Raw genomic sequence first — 25204 nt, 5'->3', positions numbered from 1 at the left:
ATGCCCACCCTGGTCGTCGCCGGACACGGCATGGTCGCCCATCGGCTCGTGGAGGCGGTGCGCGCGGAAGACCCACAAGGGAACTGGCACGTCGTCGTCCTGTCCGAGGAGCCGCGCCCGGCGTACGACCGGGTGGCGCTCACGTCCTACGTGGACACCTGGGACCCGGCTTCGCTGGCGCTGCCCGGATCGGACTACGCGGACGACCCGCACGTCGAGCTGCGGCTCGGTGAGCTGGCGGTTTCGGTGGACCGGGACGCGAAGACGGTCACCACGGCGTCCGGCGATGTCGTCTCCTACGACGCCCTGGTCCTCGCCACCGGCTCGCGGCCGTTCGTGCCGCCGGTCCCCGGCCACGACCTGGACGGCTGCTTCGTCTACCGGACCATCGAGGACCTCGACGCGATCCGCGCCGCGGCCGTCGAGAAGCCGGGCCGCGGGCGCCGCTCGGCCGTCGTCATCGGCGGTGGCCTGCTCGGCCTGGAGGCCGCGAAGGCGTTGCGGGACATGGGTCTTTCCCCGCACGTCGTCGAGATGGCGCCGCGGCTGATGCCGCTGCAGGTCGACGAGGGCGGCGGCTCGCTGCTGCGCCGGCTCATCACCGACCTGGACGTGACCGTCCACACGGGAACGTCGACCGACGCGATCGAGGCCGACGGCTCCCGGCTGCTGGCCAAGCTGGGCAACGGCACCGAACTGGACGTCGACCTCGTCGTGTTCTCCGCCGGTGTCCGGCCGCGCGACGACCTCGCCCGCCAGTCCGGCCTGGACGTCGGCCCGCGCGGTGGCGTGCTGACCGACGCGTCCTGCCGGACCAGCGACCCGGCGGTGTACGCGATCGGCGAATGCGCCGCCGTCGAGGGCAAGGTGTACGGCATCGTGGCCCCCGGGTACGCGATGGCCGAGATCGTCGCGGCCCAGCTCACCGGCGGGTCCGGCGAGTTCCCGGAGCCGGACACGTCCACGAAGCTGAAGCTGATGGGCGTCGACGTCGCCTCGTTCGGCGACGCGCACGCGAAGACCGAAGGCGCGCTGGAAGTCGCCGTCAACGACGCGGTCGCCGGCACGTACAAGAAGCTCGTGGTCACCGACGACGGCAAGACGCTGCTCGGCGGCGTGCTCGTCGGCGACGCGACCGAGTACAACACCCTGCGCGCGCTGGTCGGCCGTCCGCTGCCGGCCGAGCCGGGCGCGATCCTCGCCCCGGCGGGCGGGGGCGCGGCGGTCGGTGTCGACGCGCTTCCGGACGCGGCGCAGATCTGCTCGTGCAACGCGGTCTCCAAGGGCACGATCACCCGCGCGATCCACGAAGACGGCTGCGACTCGGTGCCGAAGCTCAAGGCGTGCACCCGCGCCGGCACCGCGTGCGGCTCGTGCGTCCCGCTGCTCGGGAAGCTGCTGAGCGCGGCCGGCGTCGAGCAGTCGAAGGCCCTGTGCGAGCACTTCACGCAGTCGCGCGCGGAACTGTTCGAGATCGTCCAGGCCACCCGGATCACCACGTTCAGCGAGCTGATCGGCCGCTACGGCTCGGGCAGCGGCTGCGCGGTCTGCAAGCCCGCGGTGGCGTCGATCCTGGCCACCCTCGGCAACGGCCACGTGCTCGGCGGCGAGCAGATGACGTTGCAGGACACCAACGACCGGTTCCTGGCGAACCTGCAGCGCAACGGCACGTACTCGGTGGTGCCGCGGATCCCCGGCGGCGAGATCACGCCGGACAAGCTGATCGTGATCGGCGAGGTCGCCCGCGACTTCGGGCTGTACACGAAGATCACCGGCGGCCAGCGGATCGACCTGTTCGGCGCCACGGTGGACCAGCTGCCGCAGATCTGGCGGCGCCTGGTGGACGCGGGCTTCGAATCCGGGCACGCGTACGGCAAGGCGCTGCGCACGGTGAAGTCGTGCGTCGGGTCGACGTGGTGCCGCTACGGCGTGCAGGACAGCGTCGGGCTGGCGATCGAGCTGGAGCTGCGCTACCGCGGCCTGCGGTCGCCGCACAAGCTCAAGTCGGCGGTCTCCGGCTGCGCGCGGGAGTGCGCCGAGGCGCGGGGCAAGGACTTCGGCATCATCGCCACGGAGAACGGCTGGAACCTCTACGTCGGCGGCAACGGCGGTACCACCCCGCGGCACGCGGAGCTGCTCGTGTCCGATGTGGACACCGAGACGCTGATCCGGACCATCGACCGGTTCCTCATGTTCTACGTCCGCACCGCCGACCGGCTGCAGCGGACCGCGCCGTGGATCGAGGAGATGGAAGGCGGGCTCGACCACCTGCGCGCGGTGATCGTCGACGACTCGCTCGGCATCTGCGAGGACCTCGACGCGGCGATGGCCAAGCACGTCGACAACTACGCCGACGAGTGGAAGGGCGTCCTGGAGGACCCGGAGAAGCTGGCCCGGTTCACCTCGTTCGTCAACGCGCCGGGCACGCCCGACCCGGCGATCTCGTTCCGCGAGGAGCGGGACCAGAAAGTCCCGGTCATGCTGGGTGTCCCGGAGGTGCGGCGATGACGACGTCGATCGAACGAACCTGGACGGCGGTCTGCGCCGCCGACGCGGTCCCCGAGTACGCCGGGGTGGCGGCGCTGCTCGACGGCGGCGTGCAGGTGGCGATCTTCCACCTGCCGGGCGACCGGTGGTACGCGCTGTCCAACTGGGACCCGTGCAGTGGCGCGGCGGTGCTGTCCCGCGGGATCGTCGGGGACGCGGGCGGGGTCCCGGTCGTCGCGTCGCCCGTCTACAAGGAACGGTTCACGCTCGACAGTGGACAGTGCCTGGACGCCGAGGACGTCTCCGTTCCGGTGTACGAGGTGCGCGTGCGAGAGGGCGTGGTCGAAGTGGAGAGCCCGTGACCGATGTCCTCCCGCTGACCGGCTTCGTGGTCGGCATCACCGCGGCGCGCCGAGCCGATGAGCTCGGCGCGCTACTGGTGCGCAAGGGGGCGAGTGTCCGCTACGGCCCGGCGATCCGGATCGTGCCGCTGACCGATGACACGGAGCTGCACGCGGCGACGGCCGGGTTGCTGGAGGCGCCCGTGGACGCGGTGGTGGCGACCACGGGCATCGGCTTCCGCGGCTGGCTCGAAGCGGCGGAAGGCTGGGGCCTCGGCGACGCGCTGATCTCGCGGCTTTCGGAGTGTTCCCTGCTGGCCCGTGGCCCGAAGGTGACCGGGGCGATCCGCGCGGCGGGGCTGTCCGAGGCCTACTCGCCGGCGTCGGAGAGCAACGCGGAGCTGTTGCAGCACCTGCTGGCCTCGGACCTCTCGGGCAAGCGGATCGCGGTGCAGCTGCACGGCGAGCCGCTGCCGTACTTCGTGGAGACGTTGCGGACCGCGGGGGCGGAGGTCATCGAGATCTCGGTGTACCGCTGGGTCGGCCCGGTCGACCCGGGCCCGGTGGACCGGCTCCTGGACGGGGTCTTGGACGGGGCGATCCACGCGTTGCCCTTCACCAGCGCCCCGGCGGTGGCTTCGCTGCTGGCGCTGGCCCGGCGCACGGGCCGGCTACCGGGCCTGGTCTCGGCGCTGTCGGGTCCGGTGGTCGCGGCGTGCGTCGGCCCGATCACGGCGGGGCCGCTGGCGGCGCTGGGGGTGCCGACGGTCCAGCCGCACCGCGCGCGGATCGGCGCGCTGGCCCGCACGGTGGCGGAGACGCTGGTGGCGCGGTCGCCGCGGTTCTGCGCGGGCGGCCGGGAGATCGAACTGCGCGGCCAGGCGGCCATCGTGGACGGTGACTGGCGGGAGGTGGCGCCGGCGCCGATGGCGTTGCTGCGGGCGCTGGCGGCCTCGCCCGGGCGGGTGGTGTCCCGCCGGGAGCTGATCTCGGCGTTGCCGGGCGGCGGCGAAGAGCACGCGGTGGAGACGGCGATCGGGCGCCTGCGGACGTCGCTGGGCGGCGGCAAGGTCGTCCAGACGGTGGTGAAACGGGGGTACCGGCTGGCCGTGGACGCCTGACCGGCGTGTCAGCGGGCGTGTCAGCGCGGTGGCCATCCGGTGTCAGCGGGCCCGGCGATGGTGGCTCCAGTACCGAGAACGAGACACCAGGAGAACCCGATGCAGAACTTCGCCACCACCGCCCCGATCGCCACCGTCCTCGACATCCCCGCCGGCCGCGTCCGGTTCGTCGCCGCCGACCGGGCCGAGACCACCGTCGAGATCCTGCCCGCCGACCCCGCGAAGAAGCGTGACGTGAAGGCCGCCGAGCAGGTGGAGGTCGCTTTCGCCGACGGCGTCCTGCGGATCGAGGGCACGGCCAAGAACCAGTACTTCGGCCCGTCCGGCTCGCTCGACGTGACGATCCAGCTGCCCGCGGGCTCGGACGTCCGGGCCAAGGCCGCCGCCGTCGAGCTGCGGGGCGTGGGTCGCCTCGGCGACGTCACCGTCGAAGGTGCGCACGGCGGGGCCGTGTTCGACGAGGCCGCGAGCCTCCACCTCACCGCCCACGCCGGCGACGTCTCGGTCGGGCGCCTCACCGGCCCGGCGGAGATCAGCACCGGCAAGGGCGACATCCGGATCGCCGAAGCCGTGAGCGGCACCGTCGTCCTGAGCACCCAGGCCGGCGACATCACGGTCGGCGCGGCCACCGGCGTCTCCGCGGCCCTCGACGCCGGCACCACCTACGGCCGGATCCGCAACTCCCTCAAGAACACCGAGGGCACGCCGGGCCTGACCATCCGCGCGACCACCTCGTACGGCGACATCGACGCCGGCAGCCGGTGAGTCCGGGCCGCCGAGCGCCCCAATGTGGCGTTGGTTGCGTCCAACGCACCGAACGCCACATTGGGTGCGCTGGACGCACCGAACGCCACATTGGGGTGCTTGGGGCGGAACGCGGACCGGGGTCAGCCCACCCAGGTGACGGCGTGCTTCTCGAACCCCCGCGCGGCCGCGACCCTGGCCGCTTCGGCTTCGGCTTCCTCGCGGACCGCCGGGCGCAGGGGGTCGAACGCCGTCACCGTGAAGGTCAGCTTCGGGCCGCTGCCCTTCGTGCGCCAGGTACCCGCGAGGTCGCCGTCCGCCAGCAGGACGCCGGGGTTGCCCAGCATCTTCCAGACCTCCTTGCGGCGCGCGGGATCCGGGACCAGCAGGGTCTTGTCGCGGGCCTGGATGAAGGGGTCCAGCGGGGGCAGCAGCCGCACCAGGTCGGGCTCCGGCGGGTTTTCCAAGGCGTCGAGCCGGTCCGGCGGCAGGTACTTCCGCCGCCCGTCGACGGTCACTTCGGCCAGGTCCGCCGGCCACGTCCGGTCCACGACCGCCTTGGCCGTCCCCACGAACTCCGCCGCCTCGCCCGGGGACGCCGGGCCGTTGAGCCGCAGGTAGTCCTCGACCACCTTCGTCGCGGCCGCCGGGTCCGGGGTGCGGCGCATCCGGCCGCGGCCTTCGAGCGGTGCCAGTGTCGCCGGGGAAGCCCCCGCGACCAGGCGGACGCCCGCGTGCGGCGCCGCGATCCGCATCAGCTGCTCCTGGATGTGGGTGGCGTTGCAGCCCCGGCACCACCGCGAGAACGACGGCGGCAGCGCCTTCGTCACCGCGGTGCTCACCGCGCCCTTCGTCATGGGCTTGGTGACGACCTTGCGCAGCGCGGCGGCCGCGGTGAAGACGACTTCGGCCGCGCCCTGGCCGGTCGCCGCCAGTTCCTTGCGCTGCCAGAGCATCCGGGCGAGCGCGTCCGCGTCGTCGAGCGGCACCAGCGCCCGCGTCACCTCGGCGAGGCCGAGGTGGAAGTGCGGCGCGCCGCGCAGCGTCCAGGCGAGCACGAGCCGCGGATCGTCCACAGGGGACACCTCGCCGTCCAGCCGGGCCACGAGGGCGAGCAGCGCGGTGTCGCGCATGCTGTCCTGCAGCCCGGCCCGGACGACGGCGAGGTCCGCGAGGTCGCGAGCCGTGCGGTGCAGGCCGTGCTCGGCGATGCGGTAGGCGAGTACCTGGCGGCGGTCCACAGCCTGCTCCTAGAACGTGTACTCGAAGGTGTAGGCGACCCGGTCTTCGCCGAGCGTGCCGCCGACGGTGCCCGAGCCGGTGAGCCCGGCCAGCCCGCCGGTGCCCGAGCCGGGGACGACGGTGAACGCCGACGCGATGCCCTTGGCGTCGAACGTGTACTCGTGGCGCACGATGAACGTCCCTTCGCGACCGTCGACCTTGCCCTCGAAGCGCTCGAAGCACGGCGACGTCGTCTCGCCGCTGTCGTAGCCTTCGCCCGCGTAGTACAGCAGAAGGTCGCAGATCGATTCGCCCTCGAGGACGCCGTCGTACGCGAAAGTGGCGTGCGCGTAGGCCACCCGCGGGCCGCCTTCGGTGCCGCTGACGAGCTTTTCTTCCCAGTTCTTCGTGGTGAATCCGTTCATGGGAGCCACTCTGCCGGGCATACCTGTCAGCTTGTGTCAGGTATTTCTGCGAGAATCGGCGGATGCGTGCGAGCCGCCTCCTGTCCGTCCTCCTGCTGCTGCAGAACCGCGGCCGGATGACGGCCGAGGAGCTGGCCGAAGAGCTCGAAGTCTCGGTGCGCACGATCTACCGGGACATCGACGCGCTGTCGGCGTCCGGCGTCCCGGTGTACGCCGACCGCGGGCGGACCGGCGGCTACCGGCTGGTCGACGGCTACCGCACGCGGCTCACCGGGATGACCGAGGAAGAGGCGCAGTCGCTGTCGCTGGCCGGGCTGCCGGTGGCCGCCGCCGAGCTGGGCCTCGGGACGGTGCTCGCGGCGGCGCAGCTCAAGCTGTACGCGGCGCTGCCGCCGGAGCTGCGCGACCGGGCGGGGCGCGTCGCCGAGCGGTTCTACCTGGACGTTCCCGGCTGGCACCGGGGGATCGAGAGCCTGCCGACGCTGTCCGCGGTCGCCGACGCCGTGTGGTCGTCGCATCGGATCCGGATCCGCTACGAGCGGTGGGGCCAGCGCGTCGTCGAGCGGGACGTCGAGCCGCTGGGGCTGATCCTCAAGGCGGGAAACTGGTACCTCGCGGCGCGGTGCGAAGGCACGGACCGGACGTACCGGATCTCGCGGGTGCTGGCGCTGGATGACCTCGGCGAAGTGTTCGAGCGGCCGGCCGGGTTCGACCTCGCGCGGTACTGGCAGGAGTGGTCGGAGCAGTTCGAACGCCGGATGTTCCCGCGCGTGGCCGTGGTGCGGCTGTCGCCGCGGGCGCAGGCTCTCGTACCGTTCTACGCGGGTGCGGTCGGGGCCCGCGCGCTGCGCTCGGCCCCGGGCGAACCGGACGCGGACGGCTGGCTCACCGTGGAGCTGCCGGTGGAACGGGGCGAACCGGCCATCGGCGAGCTGCTGCGCTTCGGGCCGCACCTGGAGGTCCTCGAACCGGCGGACCTGCGGGCGGAGCTGGCCAACGCGATCGAAGAGATGGGCGCGAAGTATGGGTGAGCTGAGCGGGATCGCCATCGGCGTGACGGCCGAACGGCGGGCCGAAGACTTGATCACGGCCCTCGAACGCTACGGCGCCGAGGTCCGCCACGCGCCGACGATCACCATCGTGCCGCTCGACGCCGACCCCGAGCTGCGTTCGGGGACCGAAGCCGTCCTGGCGGAACCGGTCGAGTTCACGGTGGTCACGACGGGCGCGGGCTTCCGCGGCTGGCTCGACGCGGCCGCCGGCTGGGGCCTGCGCGAGCCGTTGCTGGACCGGCTGGGGGAGTCGCGGATCTACGCCCGCGGCCCGAAGGCGGTCGGCGCGGTCCGCGGGGCCGGGCTGCGGGAGGCCTTCTCGGCGGAGTCGGAGTCGAACGCGGAACTGTTCGGCGCGGTGGCCGAGGCGGGCGTGGCCGGCTCGCGGGTGGCGGTCCAGCTGCACGGGACGCCGCTGCCCGAGCACACGTCGACGCTGACCGGGGCTTCGCTGGTGGAGGTGCAGCCGTACCGGTGGTATTCGCCGCCGGACGTGCGCCCGGTCCACGAGCTGATCGACGCGGTGGTCGCGGGGGAGGTGGGCGCACTGGCGTTCACGAGCGCCCCGGCGGCGGCGAACTTCCTCGCGCTGGCGTGGTCGTACGGCCGGTACGAGGAGGTGGTGGCCGCGCTGCGGGGTCCGGTGGTGGTCGCGTGCGTGGGGCCGGTGACGGCGGCACCACTGGAGGAAGCGGGGATCCGGACGGCACAGCCGGAGCGTCAGCGGCTGGGAGCGTTGGTGAAGCTGCTGGTCTCGACCCTCTCGGTGCCGGACTAGCGCCCCAATGTGGCGTTCGGTGCGTCCAACGCACCGAACGCCACATTGGGTGCTCCATCCATGCCCCCGCCGCCACCCTCAACGGAGGCGCTGCGCGCCGCTGTGCCGATTCAACGCAACCAACGCCACATTGGGGCGCTTGGGGCCGGTCAGTCCTCCTCGGACGGCAGCTCGCCCGCCTCCGCCGCCCGGACCGCTTCGCGGCTCGCGGCCTCCTCGCTCAGCCCGCGCCGCCAATACCCCGTGAAGCAGATCAGCCGCTTGTCGACCTCGCGCTCCCGCACCAGGTGCCGGCGCACCAGCTTGACCACGCCCGCCTCGCCGGACACCCACGCGTACGGCGTCCCGCCAGGAAACGCCGCCCCGCGGACCGCGTCCAGAAGCGCCTCGCCCAGCGGACGCGCGCCGCGCAGCACCCAATGGACCTCGACCGCGCCGAGCGTGTCGAACGCCTGCCGGTCCGCTCGGTCCGCCAGTTCGACGTACACCGAAGCCCGCGCGCCCGGGGGCAGCTGCTCGACGATCGCGCCGATCGCGGGCAGCGCCGTCTCGTCGCCCACCAGCAATTGCCAGTCGGCGGCGGGCGGGGGCGCGTACAGGCCGTGCGGGCCCAGGAACGCCACCCGGTCGCCCGGCCGGACCCGGGACGCCCACGCCGACGCCGGGCCCTCGTCGCCGTGCAGGACGAAGTCGACGTCGACCTCCGCCGCTTCCGGCCGGATCGCCCGGGCCGTGTACGTGCGCATCGGCGGCCGGACGTCGTCCGGCATCGCCAGGTACGTGCGGTACCAGGACATGACGTCGGAAGCCGTCTCCGGCAGCACCGGCGCCTCCTGCCCGGCGAGCGGGAAGAACACCTTGACGTACTGGTCGGGCGCCTGCGGCGTCAGCTCGCGGAAGGTCTCCGCGGCGAACGTCACGCGCACCAGGTGCGGTGACAGCGGCCGGACCGCCTTGACCGAGGCCCGGTGGTAGGTCAGGGTGGTGCGCTCCGCCTGCGTCGTCATTAGGCGAGGCTAACCTAAGAGTCGGGAATCAGAACAGCCCTTCCGGACCGGGATCCTCGTCACCTCCGTGCTTCCAGCGGTACTTCCGCAGGTCCACGCGCTGACCGTCGGCCAGCACCCCTTCCGCCCGCAGCCGCTCCAGCTGGTCGTGGACCAGGTGGGGCGCCGGGGTCCCGTTCGCGCGCAGGATCCGGTGCCACGGCAGGTCGTGCCCGTCCTCGGCGAGGATGGCGCCCACCATCCGCGGCGAAGGCGCGCCGGCGAGCGCCGCGATGTCGCCGTACGTCGCCACCGAGCCGGCCGGCACCGACTCGATGATCTCCCGCACGCGCTCGTGCAGAACGTCGTCCATACCGACACTCTGCCGCACGGGTACGACACTTTGCGTGGCCGTCCGCTGCTAAGCCGTGCCGGTGCCGCACCCATTACTCCGGACGTGGTTCCATCGCGGGGTGAACGGGAGGCGAACGGCGCAGGCGGACGCGCGGCTGGTGCGCACGCCGGTCCCCGACGCACCCACGTTCACCTGGGACGAAGGCGCGCGGCGGGTGCTCTCCGCGCCCGGCGGCTTCCGGCGCGTGCTCGGCGGCCCCGGCACCGGCAAGACGTCGCTGCTCGCCTCGGCCGCCACCCGCCGCATCGCCGAGGGCGTGGACCCGGAGAGCGTGCTCGTGCTCACCACGTCCCGCAAATCCGCGGACGCCCTGCGCGCCGACGTCACCCGCCGCCTCACCGCGGACCCGGACCAGGCGCGGCCGCTGCCCCGGACCGTCCGCGAACCGCTCGTGCGCACCGTGCACTCCTACGCCTACTCGCTGCTGCGGCTGGAAGCGATGGCGGGCGAGCTCCCGCCGCCGCGGCTGCTCGCGGGCGCCGAGCAGGACGTCGTCGTGCGCGAGCTGCTGGCCGGCGACCTCGACGAGGGCGCCGAGTACTGGCCGGAGCCGCTGCGGCCCGCCCTGATCGTCCCCGGCTTCGCCGAAGAGCTGCGCGACCTGCTGATGCGCGCGGCCGAACGCGGGCTCGGCCCGGAGGACCTCGCCGAGCTGGGCCGCCGCCGCGGCCGCGAAGAATGGATCGCCGCCGGGCAGTTCTGGGCGCAGTACGAAGAGGTCACGCAGCTGCAGGGCGCGGGCGGCAACGCGCTCGGCGTCGCGAGCGCGCCCGCGCTGGACGCCGCCGAGCTGGTCACCTCCGCGCTGCTCGCCCTCGAGGACGACGACGAGCTGCGCGAACGCGAGCGCACCCGCGTGCGGCACCTGTTCGTCGACGACGCCCACCACCTCGACCCGCTGCAGACCAGCCTGGTCCGGATGATCGGGCACACCGCGGCCGAGTTCGTCGTGGCGGGCGACCCGGACCAGAACGTGTTCTCCTTCCGCGGCGCGGACGCGAGCCTGTTCGCCGACGCCGACCCGGACGGCAGCCGGACCGTCACGCTCACGACGTCGCACCGGCTCGCCCCGGCCGTGCGCCTGGCGGTGGCGAAGATCGGCGCGACGCTGCCGGGCGCGTCGCCGCACCGCAAGATCGTCCCGCCGAAGGGCGCCACCGGCGGGAACGTGCGCGTCCGCGTGATGCCGACCCCCGCCGCCGAGGCGAGCTGGATCGCCGACCAGCTGCGCCGCGCGCACCTCGTCGACGGCGTGCCGTGGTCGGAGATCGCGGTACTCGTCCGCTCGCCGGCCCGGACTTTCCTGGTGCTGCAACGGGCCTTGCGCGCCGCCGGCGTCCCGATCGGCTCGGCGACGGAGGAGCTGCCGCTGGCGAAGCAGCCCGCGGTGCGGCCGTTGCTGGCCGTGCTGAAGCTCGCGCCCGCGCCCGAGCTCCTCGACGTCGACCTCGCGGAGATGCTGCTGTCCTCGGCGCTCGGCGGCGCGGACCCGCTGGCGCTGCGGCGGGTGCGGCGCGGCCTGCGCCGGCTCGAGCTGGCCGGTGGCGGGCAGCGCTCGAGCGACGAACTGCTCGTGGAAGCGTTGCGCGGCGGGGACATCCTCGCCGGGCTGGCCGACGCCGAGGCCGAGCCGGTGCGGCGCGTCGGCGGCTTGCTGCGCGTCACGCACCAGGCCGTGGCCCGCGGCGACGGCGTCGAGCAGGTGCTGTGGCAGCTGTGGACCGAAAGCGGGCTGCAGGACAAGCTGCTGAAGCAGGTCGAACGCGGCGGATCGCTGGCCGCGCAAGCCGATCGCGACCTCGACGCCGTGGTCGCGCTGTTCGACGCGGCCGGCCGGTACGTCGACCGACTGCCGCGCGCGGGTGTCGCGTCCTTCGCCGATTACCTTGGTGCGCAACGGATCGCGGGCGACACGCTGGCTCCGGCGGCGGTGCCCGGCGACGGCGTCTCGCTGCTCACCGCGCACGCGGCCGCCGGTCGCGAGTGGACGGTCGTCGCCGTCGCGGGCGTCCAGGAAGGCGCGTGGCCGGACCTCCGGCTGCGGGGATCCGTGCTGGGCGTGGAACGGCTCAAGGACCTGATGGCCGGCGTCGACGACGACGCCGTGTCCCAGACCGCGCCGATCCTCGCCGAGGAACGGCGCCTGTTCTACCTCGCGATGAGCCGCGCGAAGCAGACGCTGCTGGTCACCGCGGTTTCCGGCGAGGACGAGCAGCCGTCGCGCTTCCTCGACGACCTCGAGGAGAACGGCGCCGACGACGGCGGCCTCGACTCGCGGATGAAGCCGCCGGGCCGGTCGCTGGTGCTGGCCGAGCTGGTGGGGGAGCTGCGCGAGGTCGTCTGCGACGACAAGGCGGAGCCCGCGCGCCGGCGTCGGGCGGCGAAACAGCTGGCGCGCTTGGCCGACGCGAAGGTACCGGGCGCGCACCCGAGCACGTGGTACGGCCTGCTCCCGGCGTCCACCGACGAGCCGGTGCACCCGCCGGGCGACCTGATCCGGATCTCACCGTCCACAGTGGAAATCCTGACCAAGTGCCCGCTGCGATGGATGATCGAGCGGCACGGCGGCAGCGATCCGGCGCAGCTGGCCGCGGTGACCGGGACTCTGGTGCACGGGCTGGCGGAGGCGGTCTCGTCTGGTCGCACCGACGCGGAGCTCCAGGCCGCTTTGGACGACGCGTGGGTGCGGGTCGACGCCGGGGCGCCGTGGTTCTCCCGGCGCGAACGGCGGCGCGTCGAGCAGATGCTGCAGAACTTCGTGACCTGGCTGGAGCGCAGCCGGGCGGAGCTGAAGGAAGCCGGGGTCGAGCAGGACATCGAGGTCGAGCTGCCGGCCGGCGGCGCGGACGAGGTCCGCGTGCTGCTGCGCGGGCGCGTCGACCGGGTCGAGCTGGACGCCGACGGGCGGCCGGTGATCGTCGACATCAAGACCGGCAAGGTGCCGGTTTCCGGCGCGGACGCCGAGGCACACCCGCAGCTGGCGGCCTACCAGCTGGCGGTGCTGCTGGGCGCGATCAAGGGCAGCAACGAACCCGGCGGCGCGAAGCTGGTTTACGTCGCCAAGGCGAACAACAAGACGGGGGCCACCGAGCGGTCCCAGCCGCCGCTGGACGAGGTCGGCGGCAAGCAGTGGCTGGAACTGGTCCGCGACGCCGCGGCTTCGGCCGCCGGGCCGGACTACCAGGCGCAGGAGAACCCGGACTGCGACCGCTGCCCGGCCCGCGGCTGCTGCCCGCTGCGCCCCGAAGGCCGACAAGTACCAGGCCCGTGACCGCCTCGACCACCATGCCGCTTTCACGTGAAAGCTACGCTTTGCGGCACAAAGCGCCGCTTTCACGTGAAAGTGGCGTACCGGAGTGCGGGGTGGGGAAGTGAGTCCGCTCGTCGTCGCCAATCCCGTCGAGCCCGCCGAACTCGCCGACGCGCTCGGGCTGCACCGGCCCACGCCCGAGCAGGCCACCGTCATCGCCGCACCGGTCGAACCGTCTCTCGTGGTCGCCGGGGCCGGGGCCGGGAAGACCGAAACCATGGCCGCGCGGGTGGTCTGGCTCGTCGCCAACGGGATCGTCAGCCCCGACCGCGTGCTCGGCCTGACCTTCACCCGCAAGGCCGCCCGCCAGCTCGGCGAACGCGTCCGCGCGCGGCTGCGGCGCCTCGCCGGGTCCGGGCTGCTCGACCGGCTGGACCCAACCGGCGGGCTGCGGTCCACTGTGGTCGCCGGGGAACCGACCGTCCTGACCTACCACGCCTACGCCGGGCGCATGCTCTCCGAACACGGGCTCCGGCTGCCGGTGCAACCCGGCGTCCGGCTGCTGTCCGAGACGTCGTCGTGGCAGATCGCGCACCGGGTCGTGTCTACTTGGGACAACGAGCTCGACACCGACCGCGTCCCGCCGACCGTCACCGCGGACCTGCTCGCCCTCGCCGGCGAACTCGGCGAGCACCTCATCTCCACCGAGCAGCTCGCCGAGTACACCCAATGGCTGTGCCGGGTCATCGAAACCGCGCCGCGGGCCAAGGGGCAGCGGGCCGCACTGCCGCAGAAGCTCACGGAAATCATGGCCGCGCAGCACTTCCGGCTCGCGCTGCTGCCGCTGGTCGAGGAGTACCACCGGCGCAAGCGCAACGAAGGCGCGCTCGACTTCGCCGACCAGATGTCCCTCGCGGCGCAGCTCGCGAGCGGCTACCCGTCGGTCGTGCGCGGGGAACGCGAACGCTACGGCGCCGTCCTGCTCGACGAGTACCAGGACACCGGCCACGCCCAGCGCGTCCTGCTGCGCGCGCTGTTCGGCGGTGTCGAGAACCCGCCGATGCCGGTGACCGCCGTCGGCGACCCGGCGCAGGCCATCTACGGCTGGCGCGGTGCCAGTGCCGCCAACCTGCCCCGGTTCACCACGGACTTCCCGCGCTTCGACGGCGAACGCCTCGTCCCCGCGCACGAATTCGGGCTGCTCACCAGTTTCCGCAACCCGCCGGAGATCCTCGACCTCGCGAACGCGATCGCCGAACCGCTGCGCGCCCGCGGCCTCGGCGTCGAACGGCTGCGGGCGCGCGACGGCGCTGGGGCGGCGGACATCGCGTGCGCGCTGCTGCCGGACATCCGCGCCGAACGCGAGTGGGTCGCCGACGCGCTGGCCCGGCGCTGGTACGCCCACCAGGAACAGACGGGCAAGCCGCCGACCGCCGCGGTCCTCGTGCGGCGCCGCGCCGACATGGCCCCGATCGCGGCCGAACTGCGGGCGCGCGGATTGCCGGTCGAGGTCGTCGGGCTCGGCGGCCTGCTCGACGAACCCGAGGTCGCCGACCTCGTTTCGACGTTGAAGGTGCTCGCCGACCCGCTGTCGGGCAGCGCGGCGGCGCGGCTGCTGACCGGCGCGCGCTGGCGCCTCGCGGCCGCCGACGTCGCCGCGCTGTGGCGGCGCGCGGGCGAGCTCTCCAGCCCGGAGAAGCCGGACACCCCGGAGCTGGTCGCCGAGCGCGTCGAGCAGGCCGGGCTGATCGACGCCATCGACGAACCCGGGGCGGCGGACCGGTATTCCGAGGAGGGCTACCGGCGCATCCGGCGGATCGGCTGGGAGCTGGCCGCGCTGCGGCGGCGGCTCGACCAGTCGCTGCCGGAGCTCGTCGCCGACGTCGAGCGCACGATGCTCCTGGACGTGGAGTCGTTGGCGCGCCCCGGATCCGCGGGCCGCGCGCACCTGGACGCGTTCGCCGAAGTCGTCACCGACTACGCCGAGGCGGCGCCGACGGCGACCCTGCTGTCCTTTGTGGACTACCTGAACACCGCCGCGCACGCCGAGGACGGGCTCACCCCCGGTGAGGTCGAGGTCGTCCCGGACCGCGTGCAGGTGCTCACCGTGCACTCCTCGAAAGGGCTGGAGTGGGAGGTCGTCGCCGTCCCGCACCTGGTGCACGAGGTGTTCCCGGGCCGGCGGCGGTCGTCGTCGTGGCTGCGGACCGCGACGTCACTGCCGGCCGCGCTGCGCGGGGACGCCGAAGACCTGCCGGACCTGCGCATCGCCGAGGGCTACGACCGCAAGGAAGTCCAAGAAGGACTGGAACTGCACGAGGCCGGGTTCGTCGAGCGGGAGCAGTCGGAGGAGCGGCGGCTCTGCTACGTGGCGCTGACGCGGTCCGAGCACGCGCTGATCGTTTCCGGGCACTGGTGGAACGAAAGCAGCAGTCGCGCGAAGGGGCCGTCGGAGTTCCTGACCGAGATCGCCGGCGTGCTGCGCGAAACCGGCGTCGGGCAGCTCGCCGACTGGGCGCCGGAACCGGCGTCCGACGACGAAAACCCGCTGGTGTCGGACTCGCGGAAGGCCCGGTGGCCGGTCGACCCGCTGGCGGACCGGCGCACCGGCGTGCAGACCGGGGTCGAGCTGGTGTCCGAAGCGATGTCCACTTCGGACACTGCGGACGAAGAAGAGTCCGAAGAGGACGACGACCCGGACGGCTGGCTGACCGACACCGACGTCCTGCTGGAGGAGTGGGCGCGCAAGGACGACCACGTCAAGCGGGTCCCGCTGCCTTCGCGGCTCACGGTGAGCCAGCTGGTCACGCTGGCCGACGACAGCGCCCGGCTGGCGAGCGACCTGCGCCGCCCGCTGCCGGCGGAGCCCAACAGCTTCGCCCGCCGCGGCACGGAGTTCCACGGCTGGCTGGAGCGCCGATTCGGCGGCGACCAGCTCATCGAAATCGACGACCTCCCCGGCGCGGCCGACTTCGACGAGGCCCCGGACGCGGACTTCGAGGAGCTGCGGGAGGCGTTCGAGGAGAGCGAGTGGGCCGAACGAGTCCCCGAAGCGGTGGAGATCTCGTTCTCGGCCGACGTCGAGGGCATCACCCTGCGCGGCCGGATGGACGCGGTGTTCCGGCACGCCGACGGGTACTGGGAAGTCGTGGACTGGAAGACGGGCTCGGTCCCGCCCGAATCGCGGCTCCCGGCACTGGCGGTCCAGCTGGCGGCGTACCGGATGGCGTGGGCGGCGCTGAAGAACGTGCCGGTGGAGCAGGTCCGCGCGGCGTTCCACTACGTCCGGGCGAACCGCACGATCCGCCCGGCGGACCTCCTGGATGCCGAAGGCCTCCGGCGGCTGCTGCGGGACATCCCGGAGGCGTGACTACAGGTCCACCGGGTAGAGGTCGAGGCCGGCGGCGGTCAGGCGCAGCCACGCACCGGGCCGGATTTCCGGTGCGGGCGCGGGGAGATCGGCCAGCACCACGCTGTCGCCCAGCTCGAGCGTGACCACGCCGTCCTCGGGGGTGTACGCGGCCACGCGGGCCGTGACGTGGACGGCGTCACCGGTGCCGCGAAGCTCGGGCACGCGGTCCGGGACCACCGCCCAGGTCCGGATCCCGGCCGGGAAGTCCAGCTCGACGTGGGTCCACCCGGCGCGCGGCGGTTCGGCGCCCCGCCAGGTCGCGTTCGCGGTGCCCAGTGGCGAAGTGAAGCGGACCAGGCCGTCGTCGAGCAGCCCGGTGATTTCCGCGCGCATGGAATCAGGCCCGGTCGCGGACCTTCAGCGCCCAGACGATCAGCGGCCACTGCAGCGGCAGCCGCCCCCACGCGATCGCCCGCTGTGGCGTGGTCTTCGCGTCCACCGCCATCTTCACGTTGCCCGGGAACACGCCCAGGAACAGCAGCGCCGCCGCCAGCCCGCCGAGGCGGCGGGTGCGAGGGGCGGCCACCGCGGCCGCTACCGCCAGTTCCGCCACCCCCGAGCCGTACGTCCATGCCCGGCGCGAACCCGGCAGCTCCTTCGGGATCAAGCCGTCGAACGGCTTTGGCACGGCGAAGTGCAGGACGCCCATGAAGCCCAGCGCCCCCGCCAGGAGGTGCGCGGGCCGGTGCGGAGTTGCCATGCGGTCATCGTCGCGTTCCAGACGGCGGCCCGCCACCCGGTTGGGCTATCCTCCGGGCGTGAGTGACGCTCGACACCTGGCGCCGGGAGCAGGTGCATGAAGGCCCTCAAGCGGTTGCCGCTGGGCGGTCTCACCGATCGGCCGGACCACGAGCTCGTCGGCGTCCTGCGGATGCCCGAGCTGACGGTCAGCCCGCTGCGGTCCATCGTGAAGCGGATCATCGGCGCGCTGCTGGCGCTGCTGGCCACCGTGGTCATCGTCTACGTCGACCGCGACGGGTACCGCGACGCGAACGGCGACGGCCTGTCCCTGCTGGACAGCCTGTACTACGCCACCGTCTCGCTCTCGACCACCGGCTACGGCGACATCGCGCCGGCCACGGCGTCCGCCCGGCTGGTGAACGTCCTGGTGATCACGCCGCTGCGGGTGCTCTTCCTCATCGTCCTGGTCGGGACCACCCTGGAAGTGCTCACCGAGCGCTCCCGCCAGGCGTTCAAGATCCAGAAGTGGAGGTCGAAGGTGCGCGACCACACGGTCGTCGTCGGGTTCGGCACCAAGGGCCGGTCCGCCGTCAACGCGCTGCTCGGCGACGAGAACGTCGCCCCGGGCCAGATCGTCGTCGTCGACACCGACCAGCAGGCCCTCGACGCGGCGAGCGCGCTGGGCCTGGTCGCCGTGCACGGCTCGGCCACCCGCGCCGACGTCCTCCGCGTCGCCGCGGTGCAGCACGCGCGTGCGGTCGTCGTCGCCCCGAACCGGGACGACACGGCGGTGCTCGTCACGCTCACCGCCCGCGAGCTGGCGCCCAAGGCGCACATCGTGGCGTCGGTGCGGGAGGCGGAGAACGTCCACCTGCTCAAGCAGTCGGGCGCGAACCAGGTCGTCGTCTCCAGCGAGACGGCCGGGCGGCTGCTCGGCATGGCGACGTCGACGCCGCTGGTCGTCGACATCATGGAGGACCTGCTGACCCCGGAGTCGGGCCTGGCCATCGCCGAGCGGGCGGTCGAGCCGTCCGAGGAGGGCGGGTCGCCGCGGCACCTGTCCGACCTCGTCCTCGGCCTGGTCCGCGACGGCGTCCTCTACCGCGTCGACGCCCCGCAGGCCGACGCCATCGAGCCCGGCGACAAGCTCCTGTACGTCAAGAAGGTCACGCAGGCGGAGAAGATCGAACAGCGGTAAGGGCACCTGGGTTTCGGCCGCGGTTTCTGGAACCATGGCCGGGTGCCCCCGCGATCCCTCGCCCTCAAGTGGCCCACGGTGGCGATCCCCGCCGCGGCGGGCGTGCTCGTCGTGCTGCTCGCCTGGCTGGCCGGGCCCGGGCTGCTGGGCATCACCAACGACTCCGCCGGCGCCCCGGTGCAGGCCGAGGTGACCAAGCCGGCGGCGTGCGACAAGCCGGACGCGGCCGAGACGGTCAAGTTCACCGTCGCGGGCAAGACCCACGAGGGCACGCTGAACGGCTGCGGGCACGGCCAGGGCGAGCGCGTCGAGGTCGGGGTCCCGGAGGTGCTGCCGGACCAGGGCCCGGTCACCGTGCACGCCGCCGACACGTCGGTCGGCTCGTCGGACGCGCGGCGGCCGCTCGGGCTCGCGCTGCTGGTGTTCGCGTGCTTCTCCGGCGGGATGTTCGTCTACCTGTGGCTGAGCATCCCGCTGCGACCCAAACCCGCTGCGATCCGTCCCACGTCTTGAATGAGTCATTCAGGACCTCCGAAGACCTGAATGAGTCATTCAAGACGGCGGGCGGGCCGGTCACCGGCGGCACCCGTGGCCTGGCTGTCGAAGCCCGTCAGCTGACCTCGGACGACGGCGCCGCGAAGGTGTTGCAGTCGGCGATCCGGTTGCTCGTCGCGCCCGCTCGCCACCACGCCGCGTAGTGCGCGTTCGTGCCGTGGTCGTGGCTGCGGGACGTGTTGTCGCCGCGGGTCTCCTGGTCGTTCCAGGCCTTGTTGTACATGTCGCGGCTGATCGTGCCGCCCTGGTCGACGTGCGCGCCGAGGAACATCCCGGAGAAGCACTGGGCCTGCAGTTCCTTGCGCCGCGACATCTCCAGCCCGGCGGGGCTGTTCTGGCCGGCTTCGTAGATCTTCTGCCAGGCCGCGTCCATCAGGCCCGCGACTTCCTGCACGTGGTGGCCGTACTCGTGGGCGAACAGGGCCAGGTAGACGCCGGGGTTGTTGCCGTACTGGTCGGTCTGCAGCCCGCGGAACGGGACGTACAGGTTGTTTTCGCAGTAGTACGCGGCGGTCGCGATGCCGACCTGGATGGTGCCGCACTCGGTCTCGAAGCTCGCGCCGGTCGGGAAGTGCAGGGCCGGCGGCGTGAACGGCAGGTGGTAGGCCTCGAGGAACGGGCCCCACGCCGCGTCGAGGCACTTGCTGGCCGCGGTGAAGAACGCCTCCGCGCCCTCCTGCGTGCTCTGCCAGGCCGGGAGCGTGCAGACGCGGTTCTGCAGGCCGGCGTTCGGGTCCTGCAGGATCGGGTGGTCGGCCAGCTTGAGGACCTTCTGCGGGCCGGTCGCGCTGGGCGACGGCGTTTCGGTCGCCGGGTTCGACGCCGAGGCCGGGGCACCCGCGCCGCCGGGGGGCAGCGGTGCCGGGCTGTCCTGGGACGACGGCGCGTCGCGGAAGTTCGGGTTGGCCAGCGGGGTCTCGGTGCGGTTGAGCGCGACGATCGCGACCAGCCCGAGCACCAGCACGGCCACCGCGCCCAGGCACACGCCGATCACGGCGGCCGGGGAGCGGCGCTTCGGGACGGCCACGGTGTGCGGCTGGCCCAGCCACGGGAGATCCGGTTGCGCACCCGGCACCGGCGGCGGCTGAACGGTTCCGCGAGGCGGTACCTGGCCGTGGGGCGGTTGCGTCACTAGGCAGTCCCGAAGGGTCTCGGTACGGATCGGGGGTACCCGATCCCGCGGTTCAGCATATCGGGGGAACGGGCCGTCTCGCACCCGTCCGTGCGCGTGGTGTCACGGCGTCCGGACGTCACCCCAGGTCTGGCCGGGTTAATCCGCCTCTGAGAGAGTGTCCGCAAGCAGGCACTGCAGGCGAGGGGCTTCGATGACAGACACCGGTGGCGCGCCCGGCGGAGAGGGCGCCGACACGCCGACACCGAGCCGGGGCGTGCCCGCGGCTTCGGCCCCCGGATCGGGTGAGCCGAGGCCGACGGAAGATCACGCCGCGTCACCAGCCACGCCGCCCCGCGGCTGGCAGGCGCCGGACACCCCGCCCGCCCCGCCGACGCCGCCGCCGGGCTGGCAGCAGCAGGCACCCGGGTGGCAGCAGGCGCCGCAGTACGCACCGCAGCCGCGCTGGAACCCGCACGGCCTGGGCAAGCCGGGCGTGATCGCGCTCCGGCCGCTGAACATCGGCGACATCCTCGACGGCGCGATCACCACGCTCCGCCGCCACCCGCTGCTCGTGCTCGGCATCGGCGCGGTCGTCGCGGTGATCAGCGCCGCGCTGACCTTCGTCGCGCAGAAGTTCCTGTACGCCGACCTCGAGAGCCTGGCTTCGACGGCCGAACTCGGGCCGGGCGCGACCGACGAAGAACTGCGCAACGCCCTCTTCGGCACCTTCGGGGACCTCCTCATCGTGGCGCTGCCGGCGTCGCTCATCTCCGCACTGCTGATGACGGTCACCACCGGCCTGATGGCCGCGGTCGTGGGCCGCGCCGCGCTGGGCCGCGAGGTCACCTTCGGCATCGTGTGGCGTGAGGTGCAGCCGCGGCTGCTGCCGCTGCTCGGCGTGGCGTTCGTCTACGCGCTGACCAGCACGATCGGCCTGATGCTCTGCATCATCCCCGGCGTGCTCGCCTGGGTGTTCTGGGCGCTGGCATCCCCGGCCCTGGTGCTCGAACGCGGCACGTTCCGGGAGGCCTTCGCCCGGTCGGTCAAGCTGGTGAGCGGCGCGTTCTGGCGGGTGCTCGGCGTCCTCGTGCTGGCGCGGATCATCCAGTCGTTCTTCGAGAACATCATCCAGCTGCCGTTCGCGCTCGGCACCGGGGTGTTCGACCAGTTCCTCAACCCGGGCAAGGTGTCCGTGCCCGGTACCGGCGAGCTGCTGCTGCAGTCCGCGGGGCAGATCGTCTCCGGCACGATCGCGATCCCGTTCGTCGCGCTGGTCACCGCGATCGTCTACCTCGACCAGCGGATGCGCCGCGAAGGCATGGACATCGAGCTGGCGCGCGCGGCCGGGGTCCAGCCGCCGCAGGCGTGGTGACGCGGTTCCCGACTGACGTCCCGGTCGACATCGACCGGGACACGGCCCGCCGCGCCGCCGCGGAGGAGCTGAGCGACCCGAAGTACCGCGACGCGCGGCCGGGTTTCCTGGAGCAGGTCGGGCAGTGGCTCGGCGACCAGGTGGAGAAGCTGCTGAAGGGCGTGTCGTCGGTGGTCCCGGGCGGGCCCTTCGGGCTGCTGGTGGTCCTGGTGGTGCTGATCGTGCTCGTCGTCGTGGTCCGGCTGCGCACCGGCAAGGTCGCCCGCACCGCCCGCGCCGACCGCGTGGTCTTCGGCGGGCAGCGGCAGAGCGCCGCCGACTACCGCCGCTCGGCCGCCGAAGCCGCCGCGGCGGGCCGGTACGACGACGCCGTGCGCGACCGCTTCCGCGCCGTCGTGCGGGCGCTGGAGGAGCGCGCGCTGCTCGACACCCGCTCCGGCCGGACCGCGGACGAAGCCGCCGCCGAAGCCGGGGTCCTGCTGCCGAACGTCGCGGACGCGCTGCGGCAGGGCGCGCGGCTCTTCGACGACGTCCATTACGGCGGCCGTGACGGCACCGAAGCGGCGTACCGGACCCTGACCGAGCTGGACGAGCAGTGCCGCCGCGAGCGGCCGGTCGCCGTATGAGCAGCACCTCGGTCTCGCCGGACGTGCGCCGGATCTGGCGCGGTGCCCGGATCCCGCTCGCCCTCGTCGTCCTGATCTTCGCCGCCGGCGCCCTGCTCCTGCTCGGCCGCGGGGAGCAGACGCACGGCGCGCTCGAACCCGGCTCGTACGAACCCGGCGGCGCCCACGCGCTCGCGAAGCTTCTGCGCGACCAGGGCGTGGACATCCGGACCGCGCACACGATGGCCGAGGCCGACGACGTGGCCGGCGAGAACGCGACGCTGCTCGTCACCCAGCCCGACCTGGTGCCGGCGAAGCGGCTCGAAACGCTGCGGGAGCGCTCCGCCGACGTCGTGCTGGTGACGCCGGGAACGCTGACGCTGCGGGACTCGCTGCCGCTGGTGCGCCGCGAGGGCGACAGCGACGTCGGCACGCTGAGCCCGCAGTGCACGGTCGCCGCGGCCGTCGCGGCGGGCGACGTCACCCTCGGCGGCACCGGGTACGCCTCGCCCGGCGCGCGGTCCTGCTACCCGGGCGAAGACGGCGGCGGCACGCTGCTGCAGCTCGCCGACGCGGGCGGCACGACGACGCTGCTCGGCTCGGCGGCGCCGCTGACCAACGCGCGGCTCGCCGAGCAGGGCAACGCGGCGCTGGCGCTGCGCCTGCTCGGGGCGCATCCGCGGCTGGTCTGGTACCTGCCCTCGGTTTCGGACCCGGGGCTCGACGACAGCCGCAAGTCGATCTTCGACCTGATCCCGGCCGGCTGGTACTACGGCGCCGCGCAGGCGGGGATCGCCGTCGTGCTGCTGGCGCTGTGGCGGGCGCGGCGGCTGGGGCCGGTGGTCACCGAGCCGCTGCCGATCGTCGTCCGCGCGGCCGAAACCGCCGAGGGGCGCGCGCGGCTGTACCGGCGGGCTAAGGCGGCGGACCACGCGGGTGAGACGCTGCGGAAGGCGGTGCGGACCCGGCTGCGGACCGCGCTGGGCCTGCCGCGCGACGCCGACCCGGCGGCACTGGTGGCCTCGGTGAGCGAGCGCACCGGCCGCGCGGCGAACGACGTCGGGGCGGTGCTCTACGGCCCGCCGGTGACCGGCGACGCCGCGCTGGTCCGGCTGGCGGGCGAACTGGACAGGGTGGAACGAGAGGCAGGGCGAACTTGACAGCCGAGAACGCGACCGGGGCCCGTGACGCGCTGATCGCGCTGCGCGCCGAGGTCGGCAAGGCCGTGGTCGGCAACGACGCCGCCGTCACCGGGCTGATCCTGGCGCTGCTGTGCCGCGGGCACGTGCTGCTCGAAGGCGTCCCGGGCGTGGCGAAGACGCTGCTCGTGCGGGCGCTGGCGGCGGCGCTGGACCTGGAGACCAAGCGGGTGCAGTTCACGCCGGACCTGATGCCCGGCGACGTCACCGGCTCGATCGTCTACGACGCCCACAGCGGCGAGTTCTCCTTCCGCGAGGGGCCGGTGTTCACGAACCTGCTGCTCGCCGACGAGATCAACCGGACGCCGCCGAAGACGCAGTCGTCGCTGCTGGAGGCGATGGAGGAACGGCAGGTCTCGCTCGACGGCAAGACGCGGCCGCTGCCGGACCCGTTCATCGTGATCGCCACGCAGAACCCGGTGGAGTACGAGGGCACCTACCCGCTGCCGGAGGCGCAGCTGGACCGGTTCCTGCTGAAGCTGACCATGCCGGCGCCGTCGCGCGAGGACGAGATCGGCATCCTGTGGCGGCACGCGCAGGGCTTCGACCCGCGCAACCTCGCCGCGGCCGGGCTCAAGGCGGTCGCGGGCGCGGCGGAACTGGCGACCGCGCGCGAAGCCGTCGCTCGCGTGACGATCGGGCCCGAGGTGATCGGGTACGTCGTCGACCTGTGCCGGGCGACGCGGTCGCTGCCGTCGGTGCGGATCGGCGTCTCTCCCCGCGGGGCCACGGCGTTGCTGGCGGTCACCCGGGCCTGGGCGTGGCTCGCCGGGCGCGACTACGCGACCCCCGACGACGTCAAGGCGCTCGCGCGGCCCGCGCTGCGGCACCGCCTCGACGTGCGGCCGGAAGCCGAGCTCGAGGGCGTCACCGCGGACGGCGTGCTGGACCGCGTGCTCGCGTCCGTGCCCGTGCCGCGCTGACATGGCCGTCACCGGGAGGCTCGGGCTGCTGGCGCTCTTCGGCGCGCTGGTGGTCGGGCTGCTGGCGCCGTCGGACGCCGGTCTGCTGGCGGTCGGCGGGGTGCTGCTGGTGCTGGTCGTCGTCGACCTGGTGCTGGCGGGCAGCGTGCGGGCGCTGACGTTTTCGCGCTCCGGCGACACTTCGGTCCGGCTCGGCGAGCCGTGCGAGGTGACGCTGGTGGTCGGCAATCCCGGCGGCCGTTCGGTGCGCGGGCAGCTGCGGGACGCGTGGCCCCCTTCGGCGGGTGCTTCGGACCGGCACGTACTGCGCGTCCCGCCGGGGGAGCGGCGGGCGTTGGTGACGGCGTTGCGGCCGACGCGGCGCGGCGACCGGACGGCGGCGCGGGTGACGGTCCGGTCGGTGGGCCCGCTGGGCCTGGCCGCGCGGCAGGGTTCGCACGAGGTGCCGTGGACGGTCCGCGTGCTGCCGCCGTTCCACAGCCGCAAGCACCTGCCCTCGCGGCTGGCGCGGCTGCAGCAGCTCGACGGCCGCAACGCGGTGCTGATCCGGGGCCAGGGCACGGAATTCGACTCGCTGCGCGAGTACGTGATCGGCGACGACGTCCGTTCGATCGACTGGCGGGCGACCGCGCGGGCGGCGGACGTCATGGTCCGCACGTGGCGCCCCGAGCGTGACCGGCACGTGGTGCTGGTGCTCGACACGGGCCGCGTCTCGGCCGGCCGGGTGGGCGACGCGCCCCGCCTGGACGCGGCGATGGACGCGGCGCTGTTGCTGGCGGCACTGGCTTCCCGCGCCGGCGACCGCGTCGACCTCCTGGCGTACGACCGCCGGCTGCGGGCGGCCGTGCAGGGTTCGTCGGGGCCCGCGCTGCTGACGTCGCTGGTGAACGCGATGGCGCCGCTGGAGCCGTCGCTGGTCGAGACGGACGCGCGGGGGATGGTCGCGGAGGTGCTCCAGCGGACCCGCCGCCGGGCGCTGGTCGTGCTGCTGACCGGCCTCGACGCGGCGCCGCTGGAGGAAGGGCTGTTCCCGGTGCTGAGCTCGCTGACCGCGCGGCACGAGCTGATCGTGGCGTCGGTGGCGGACCCCCGGGTGGCGGAGATGCTGTCCGGCCGCGGCGACGCGGAAGCGGTGTACGACGCGGCGGCGGCGTCGCGGACGGTGGCCGAGCGCCACCGCGTGACCGAGCGGCTGGGGCGGCACGGGGTGAGCGTGGTGGACGCGGTCCCGGAGGAGCTGCCCCCGGCGCTGGCGGACCGCTACCTGGCCTTGAAGGCGGCCGGGCGGCTCTAACGGGTGGCTGCGGTGGTGGCCGCCGGTCCGG

Annotated in this window: 22 protein-coding genes; 15 read left to right on the top strand and 7 right to left on the bottom strand. The window is 73.5% G+C overall.

All coding sequences use genetic code 11. The annotated features are described in order from the left end of the window. From nirB to H4696_RS28030, 4 genes are all read left to right on the top strand, one after another. Window positions 1-2508 carry a nitrite reductase large subunit NirB gene (gene nirB / locus H4696_RS28045; RefSeq protein ID WP_086863836.1) on the top strand — a complete coding sequence of 836 codons (2508 nt, stop codon included), beginning with the start codon at window positions 1-3 and terminating at the stop codon, window positions 2506-2508. Next, window positions 2505-2849, top strand: coding sequence for a nitrite reductase small subunit NirD (gene nirD / locus H4696_RS28040; RefSeq protein WP_086863835.1), 345 nt, complete (start codon window positions 2505-2507; stop codon window positions 2847-2849). Before nirB ends, nirD begins: the two co-directional genes overlap by 4 nt. Beyond that, a complete protein-coding gene (locus tag H4696_RS28035) occupies window positions 2846-3949 on the top strand; it encodes a uroporphyrinogen-III synthase (protein WP_086863834.1) in 1104 nt (367 codons plus the stop codon). Before nirD ends, H4696_RS28035 begins: the two co-directional genes overlap by 4 nt. A 99-nt stretch (window positions 3950-4048) precedes the next feature. Next, window positions 4049-4714 carry a DUF4097 family beta strand repeat-containing protein gene (locus H4696_RS28030; RefSeq protein ID WP_086863833.1) on the top strand — a complete coding sequence of 222 codons (666 nt, stop codon included), beginning with the start codon at window positions 4049-4051 and terminating at the stop codon, window positions 4712-4714. A 122-nt stretch (window positions 4715-4836) separates the two neighbouring features. On the opposite strand, the gene H4696_RS28025 is transcribed toward H4696_RS28030, so the two are convergent. Together H4696_RS28025 and H4696_RS28020 are read right to left on the bottom strand one after the other, a co-directional pair. Beyond that, on the bottom strand, window positions 4837-5934 hold the full coding sequence (locus H4696_RS28025; protein WP_086863832.1) for a DNA glycosylase AlkZ-like family protein: 1098 nt from the start codon (window positions 5932-5934) through the stop codon (window positions 4837-4839). 9 nt (window positions 5935-5943) lie between these two features. Beyond that, window positions 5944-6339 carry a DUF3224 domain-containing protein gene (locus H4696_RS28020; protein WP_169735132.1) on the bottom strand — a complete coding sequence of 132 codons (396 nt, stop codon included), beginning with the start codon at window positions 6337-6339 and terminating at the stop codon, window positions 5944-5946. A 62-nt stretch (window positions 6340-6401) separates the two neighbouring features. On the opposite strand from H4696_RS28020, the gene H4696_RS28015 reads away from it, so the two are divergent. Together H4696_RS28015 and H4696_RS28010 are read left to right on the top strand one after the other, a co-directional pair. Then, on the top strand, window positions 6402-7370 hold the full coding sequence (locus H4696_RS28015; protein ID WP_086863830.1) for a helix-turn-helix transcriptional regulator: 969 nt from the start codon (window positions 6402-6404) through the stop codon (window positions 7368-7370). Continuing rightward, window positions 7363-8169 carry a uroporphyrinogen-III synthase gene (locus H4696_RS28010; RefSeq protein WP_086863829.1) on the top strand — a complete coding sequence of 269 codons (807 nt, stop codon included), beginning with the start codon at window positions 7363-7365 and terminating at the stop codon, window positions 8167-8169. Before H4696_RS28015 ends, H4696_RS28010 begins: the two co-directional genes overlap by 8 nt. A 149-nt stretch (window positions 8170-8318) precedes the next feature. Here the strand turns inward: H4696_RS28010 and H4696_RS28005 are convergent, their stop codons facing one another. After that, on the bottom strand, window positions 8319-9176 hold the full coding sequence (locus H4696_RS28005) for a siderophore-interacting protein (protein WP_086863828.1): 858 nt from the start codon (window positions 9174-9176) through the stop codon (window positions 8319-8321). A gap of 28 nt (window positions 9177-9204) precedes the next feature. Further along, window positions 9205-9528, bottom strand: coding sequence for an MGMT family protein (locus H4696_RS28000; protein ID WP_086863827.1), 324 nt, complete (start codon window positions 9526-9528; stop codon window positions 9205-9207). 139 nt (window positions 9529-9667) lie between these two features. Between H4696_RS28000 and H4696_RS27995 the strand changes: the two genes are divergently transcribed. Both H4696_RS27995 and H4696_RS27990 read left to right on the top strand, forming a co-directional pair. Continuing rightward, window positions 9668-12841 carry an ATP-dependent helicase gene (locus H4696_RS27995; protein ID WP_086863826.1) on the top strand — a complete coding sequence of 1058 codons (3174 nt, stop codon included), beginning with the start codon at window positions 9668-9670 and terminating at the stop codon, window positions 12839-12841. Between the two features lie 100 nt (window positions 12842-12941). After that, window positions 12942-16190 (top strand): ATP-dependent helicase, encoded by a 3249-nt coding sequence (locus tag H4696_RS27990; RefSeq protein WP_086863825.1) that lies wholly within the window; start codon window positions 12942-12944, stop codon window positions 16188-16190. On the opposite strand, the gene H4696_RS27985 is transcribed toward H4696_RS27990, so the two are convergent. Both H4696_RS27985 and H4696_RS27980 read right to left on the bottom strand, forming a co-directional pair. Continuing rightward, window positions 16191-16565 (bottom strand): hypothetical protein, encoded by a 375-nt coding sequence (locus H4696_RS27985; protein WP_086863824.1) that lies wholly within the window; start codon window positions 16563-16565, stop codon window positions 16191-16193. 4 nt (window positions 16566-16569) lie between these two features. After that, window positions 16570-16932, bottom strand: coding sequence for a DoxX family protein (locus H4696_RS27980; protein ID WP_086863847.1), 363 nt, complete (start codon window positions 16930-16932; stop codon window positions 16570-16572). A gap of 96 nt (window positions 16933-17028) precedes the next feature. Between H4696_RS27980 and H4696_RS27975 the strand changes: the two genes are divergently transcribed. Next, window positions 17029-18111 (top strand): potassium channel family protein, encoded by a 1083-nt coding sequence (locus H4696_RS27975; protein WP_086863823.1) that lies wholly within the window; start codon window positions 17029-17031, stop codon window positions 18109-18111. Between the two features lie 78 nt (window positions 18112-18189). Further along, window positions 18190-18624, top strand: coding sequence for a hypothetical protein (locus tag H4696_RS27970; protein ID WP_086863846.1), 435 nt, complete (start codon window positions 18190-18192; stop codon window positions 18622-18624). Between the two features lie 97 nt (window positions 18625-18721). Here the strand turns inward: H4696_RS27970 and H4696_RS27965 are convergent, their stop codons facing one another. Beyond that, the gene (locus H4696_RS27965) at window positions 18722-19741 is read right to left on the bottom strand and encodes a neutral zinc metallopeptidase (RefSeq protein ID WP_086863822.1); all 1020 of its coding nucleotides are present in this window, start codon (window positions 19739-19741) and stop codon (window positions 18722-18724) included. A gap of 250 nt (window positions 19742-19991) precedes the next feature. Here H4696_RS27965 and H4696_RS27960 point away from each other — a divergent pair, with 250 nt between their 5' ends. The 5 genes from H4696_RS27960 to H4696_RS27940 are packed head-to-tail and all read left to right on the top strand — an operon-like array spanning window position 19992 to window position 25173. Next, window positions 19992-21152 carry a hypothetical protein gene (locus tag H4696_RS27960; protein ID WP_192782575.1) on the top strand — a complete coding sequence of 387 codons (1161 nt, stop codon included), beginning with the start codon at window positions 19992-19994 and terminating at the stop codon, window positions 21150-21152. Continuing rightward, window positions 21146-21778, top strand: a complete 633-nt coding sequence (locus H4696_RS27955; protein WP_086860281.1) for a DUF4129 domain-containing protein — start codon at window positions 21146-21148, stop codon at window positions 21776-21778. Before H4696_RS27960 ends, H4696_RS27955 begins: the two co-directional genes overlap by 7 nt. Continuing rightward, window positions 21775-22917 (top strand): DUF4350 domain-containing protein, encoded by a 1143-nt coding sequence (locus H4696_RS27950; RefSeq protein WP_086860284.1) that lies wholly within the window; start codon window positions 21775-21777, stop codon window positions 22915-22917. Before H4696_RS27955 ends, H4696_RS27950 begins: the two co-directional genes overlap by 4 nt. Continuing rightward, window positions 22914-23879, top strand: a complete 966-nt coding sequence (locus H4696_RS27945; protein ID WP_086860286.1) for an AAA family ATPase — start codon at window positions 22914-22916, stop codon at window positions 23877-23879. The genes H4696_RS27950 and H4696_RS27945 overlap by 4 nt, the downstream gene beginning before the upstream one ends. A 1-nt stretch (window position 23880) precedes the next feature. Next, window positions 23881-25173 (top strand): DUF58 domain-containing protein, encoded by a 1293-nt coding sequence (locus H4696_RS27940; protein WP_086860288.1) that lies wholly within the window; start codon window positions 23881-23883, stop codon window positions 25171-25173. Window positions 25174-25204: the final 31 nt, after the last annotated feature.

It is taken from the genome of Amycolatopsis lexingtonensis, from assembly GCF_014873755.1.
Classification (GTDB): domain Bacteria; phylum Actinomycetota; class Actinomycetes; order Mycobacteriales; family Pseudonocardiaceae; genus Amycolatopsis; species Amycolatopsis lexingtonensis.
This window is presented reverse-complemented; position numbering and strand designations above follow the sequence as displayed.

Excerpts from the sequence above, each read along its gene's own strand:
- H4696_RS28015 (WP_086863830.1), top strand. The coding sequence starts at position 6,402 with ATGCGTGCGAGCCGCCTCCTGTCCGTCCTCCTGCTGCTGCAGAACCGC.
- H4696_RS27940 (WP_086860288.1), top strand. The coding sequence starts at position 23,881 with ATGGCCGTCACCGGGAGGCTCGGGCTGCTGGCGCTCTTCGGCGCGCTG.
- H4696_RS27985 (WP_086863824.1), bottom strand. The coding sequence starts at position 16,565 with ATGCGCGCGGAAATCACCGGGCTGCTCGACGACGGCCTGGTCCGCTTC.
- nirD (WP_086863835.1), top strand. The coding sequence starts at position 2,505 with ATGACGACGTCGATCGAACGAACCTGGACGGCGGTCTGCGCCGCCGAC.
- H4696_RS28010 (WP_086863829.1), top strand. The coding sequence starts at position 7,363 with ATGGGTGAGCTGAGCGGGATCGCCATCGGCGTGACGGCCGAACGGCGG.
- H4696_RS28000 (WP_086863827.1), bottom strand. The coding sequence starts at position 9,528 with ATGGACGACGTTCTGCACGAGCGCGTGCGGGAGATCATCGAGTCGGTG.
- H4696_RS27975 (WP_086863823.1), top strand. The coding sequence starts at position 17,029 with ATGAAGGCCCTCAAGCGGTTGCCGCTGGGCGGTCTCACCGATCGGCCG.
- H4696_RS28030 (WP_086863833.1), top strand. The coding sequence starts at position 4,049 with ATGCAGAACTTCGCCACCACCGCCCCGATCGCCACCGTCCTCGACATC.
- H4696_RS27950 (WP_086860284.1), top strand. The coding sequence starts at position 21,775 with ATGAGCAGCACCTCGGTCTCGCCGGACGTGCGCCGGATCTGGCGCGGT.
- nirB (WP_086863836.1), top strand. The coding sequence starts at position 1 with ATGCCCACCCTGGTCGTCGCCGGACACGGCATGGTCGCCCATCGGCTC.
- H4696_RS28020 (WP_169735132.1), bottom strand. The coding sequence starts at position 6,339 with ATGAACGGATTCACCACGAAGAACTGGGAAGAAAAGCTCGTCAGCGGC.
- H4696_RS27980 (WP_086863847.1), bottom strand. The coding sequence starts at position 16,932 with ATGGCAACTCCGCACCGGCCCGCGCACCTCCTGGCGGGGGCGCTGGGC.
- H4696_RS28005 (WP_086863828.1), bottom strand. The coding sequence starts at position 9,176 with ATGACGACGCAGGCGGAGCGCACCACCCTGACCTACCACCGGGCCTCG.
- H4696_RS27960 (WP_192782575.1), top strand. The coding sequence starts at position 19,992 with ATGACAGACACCGGTGGCGCGCCCGGCGGAGAGGGCGCCGACACGCCG.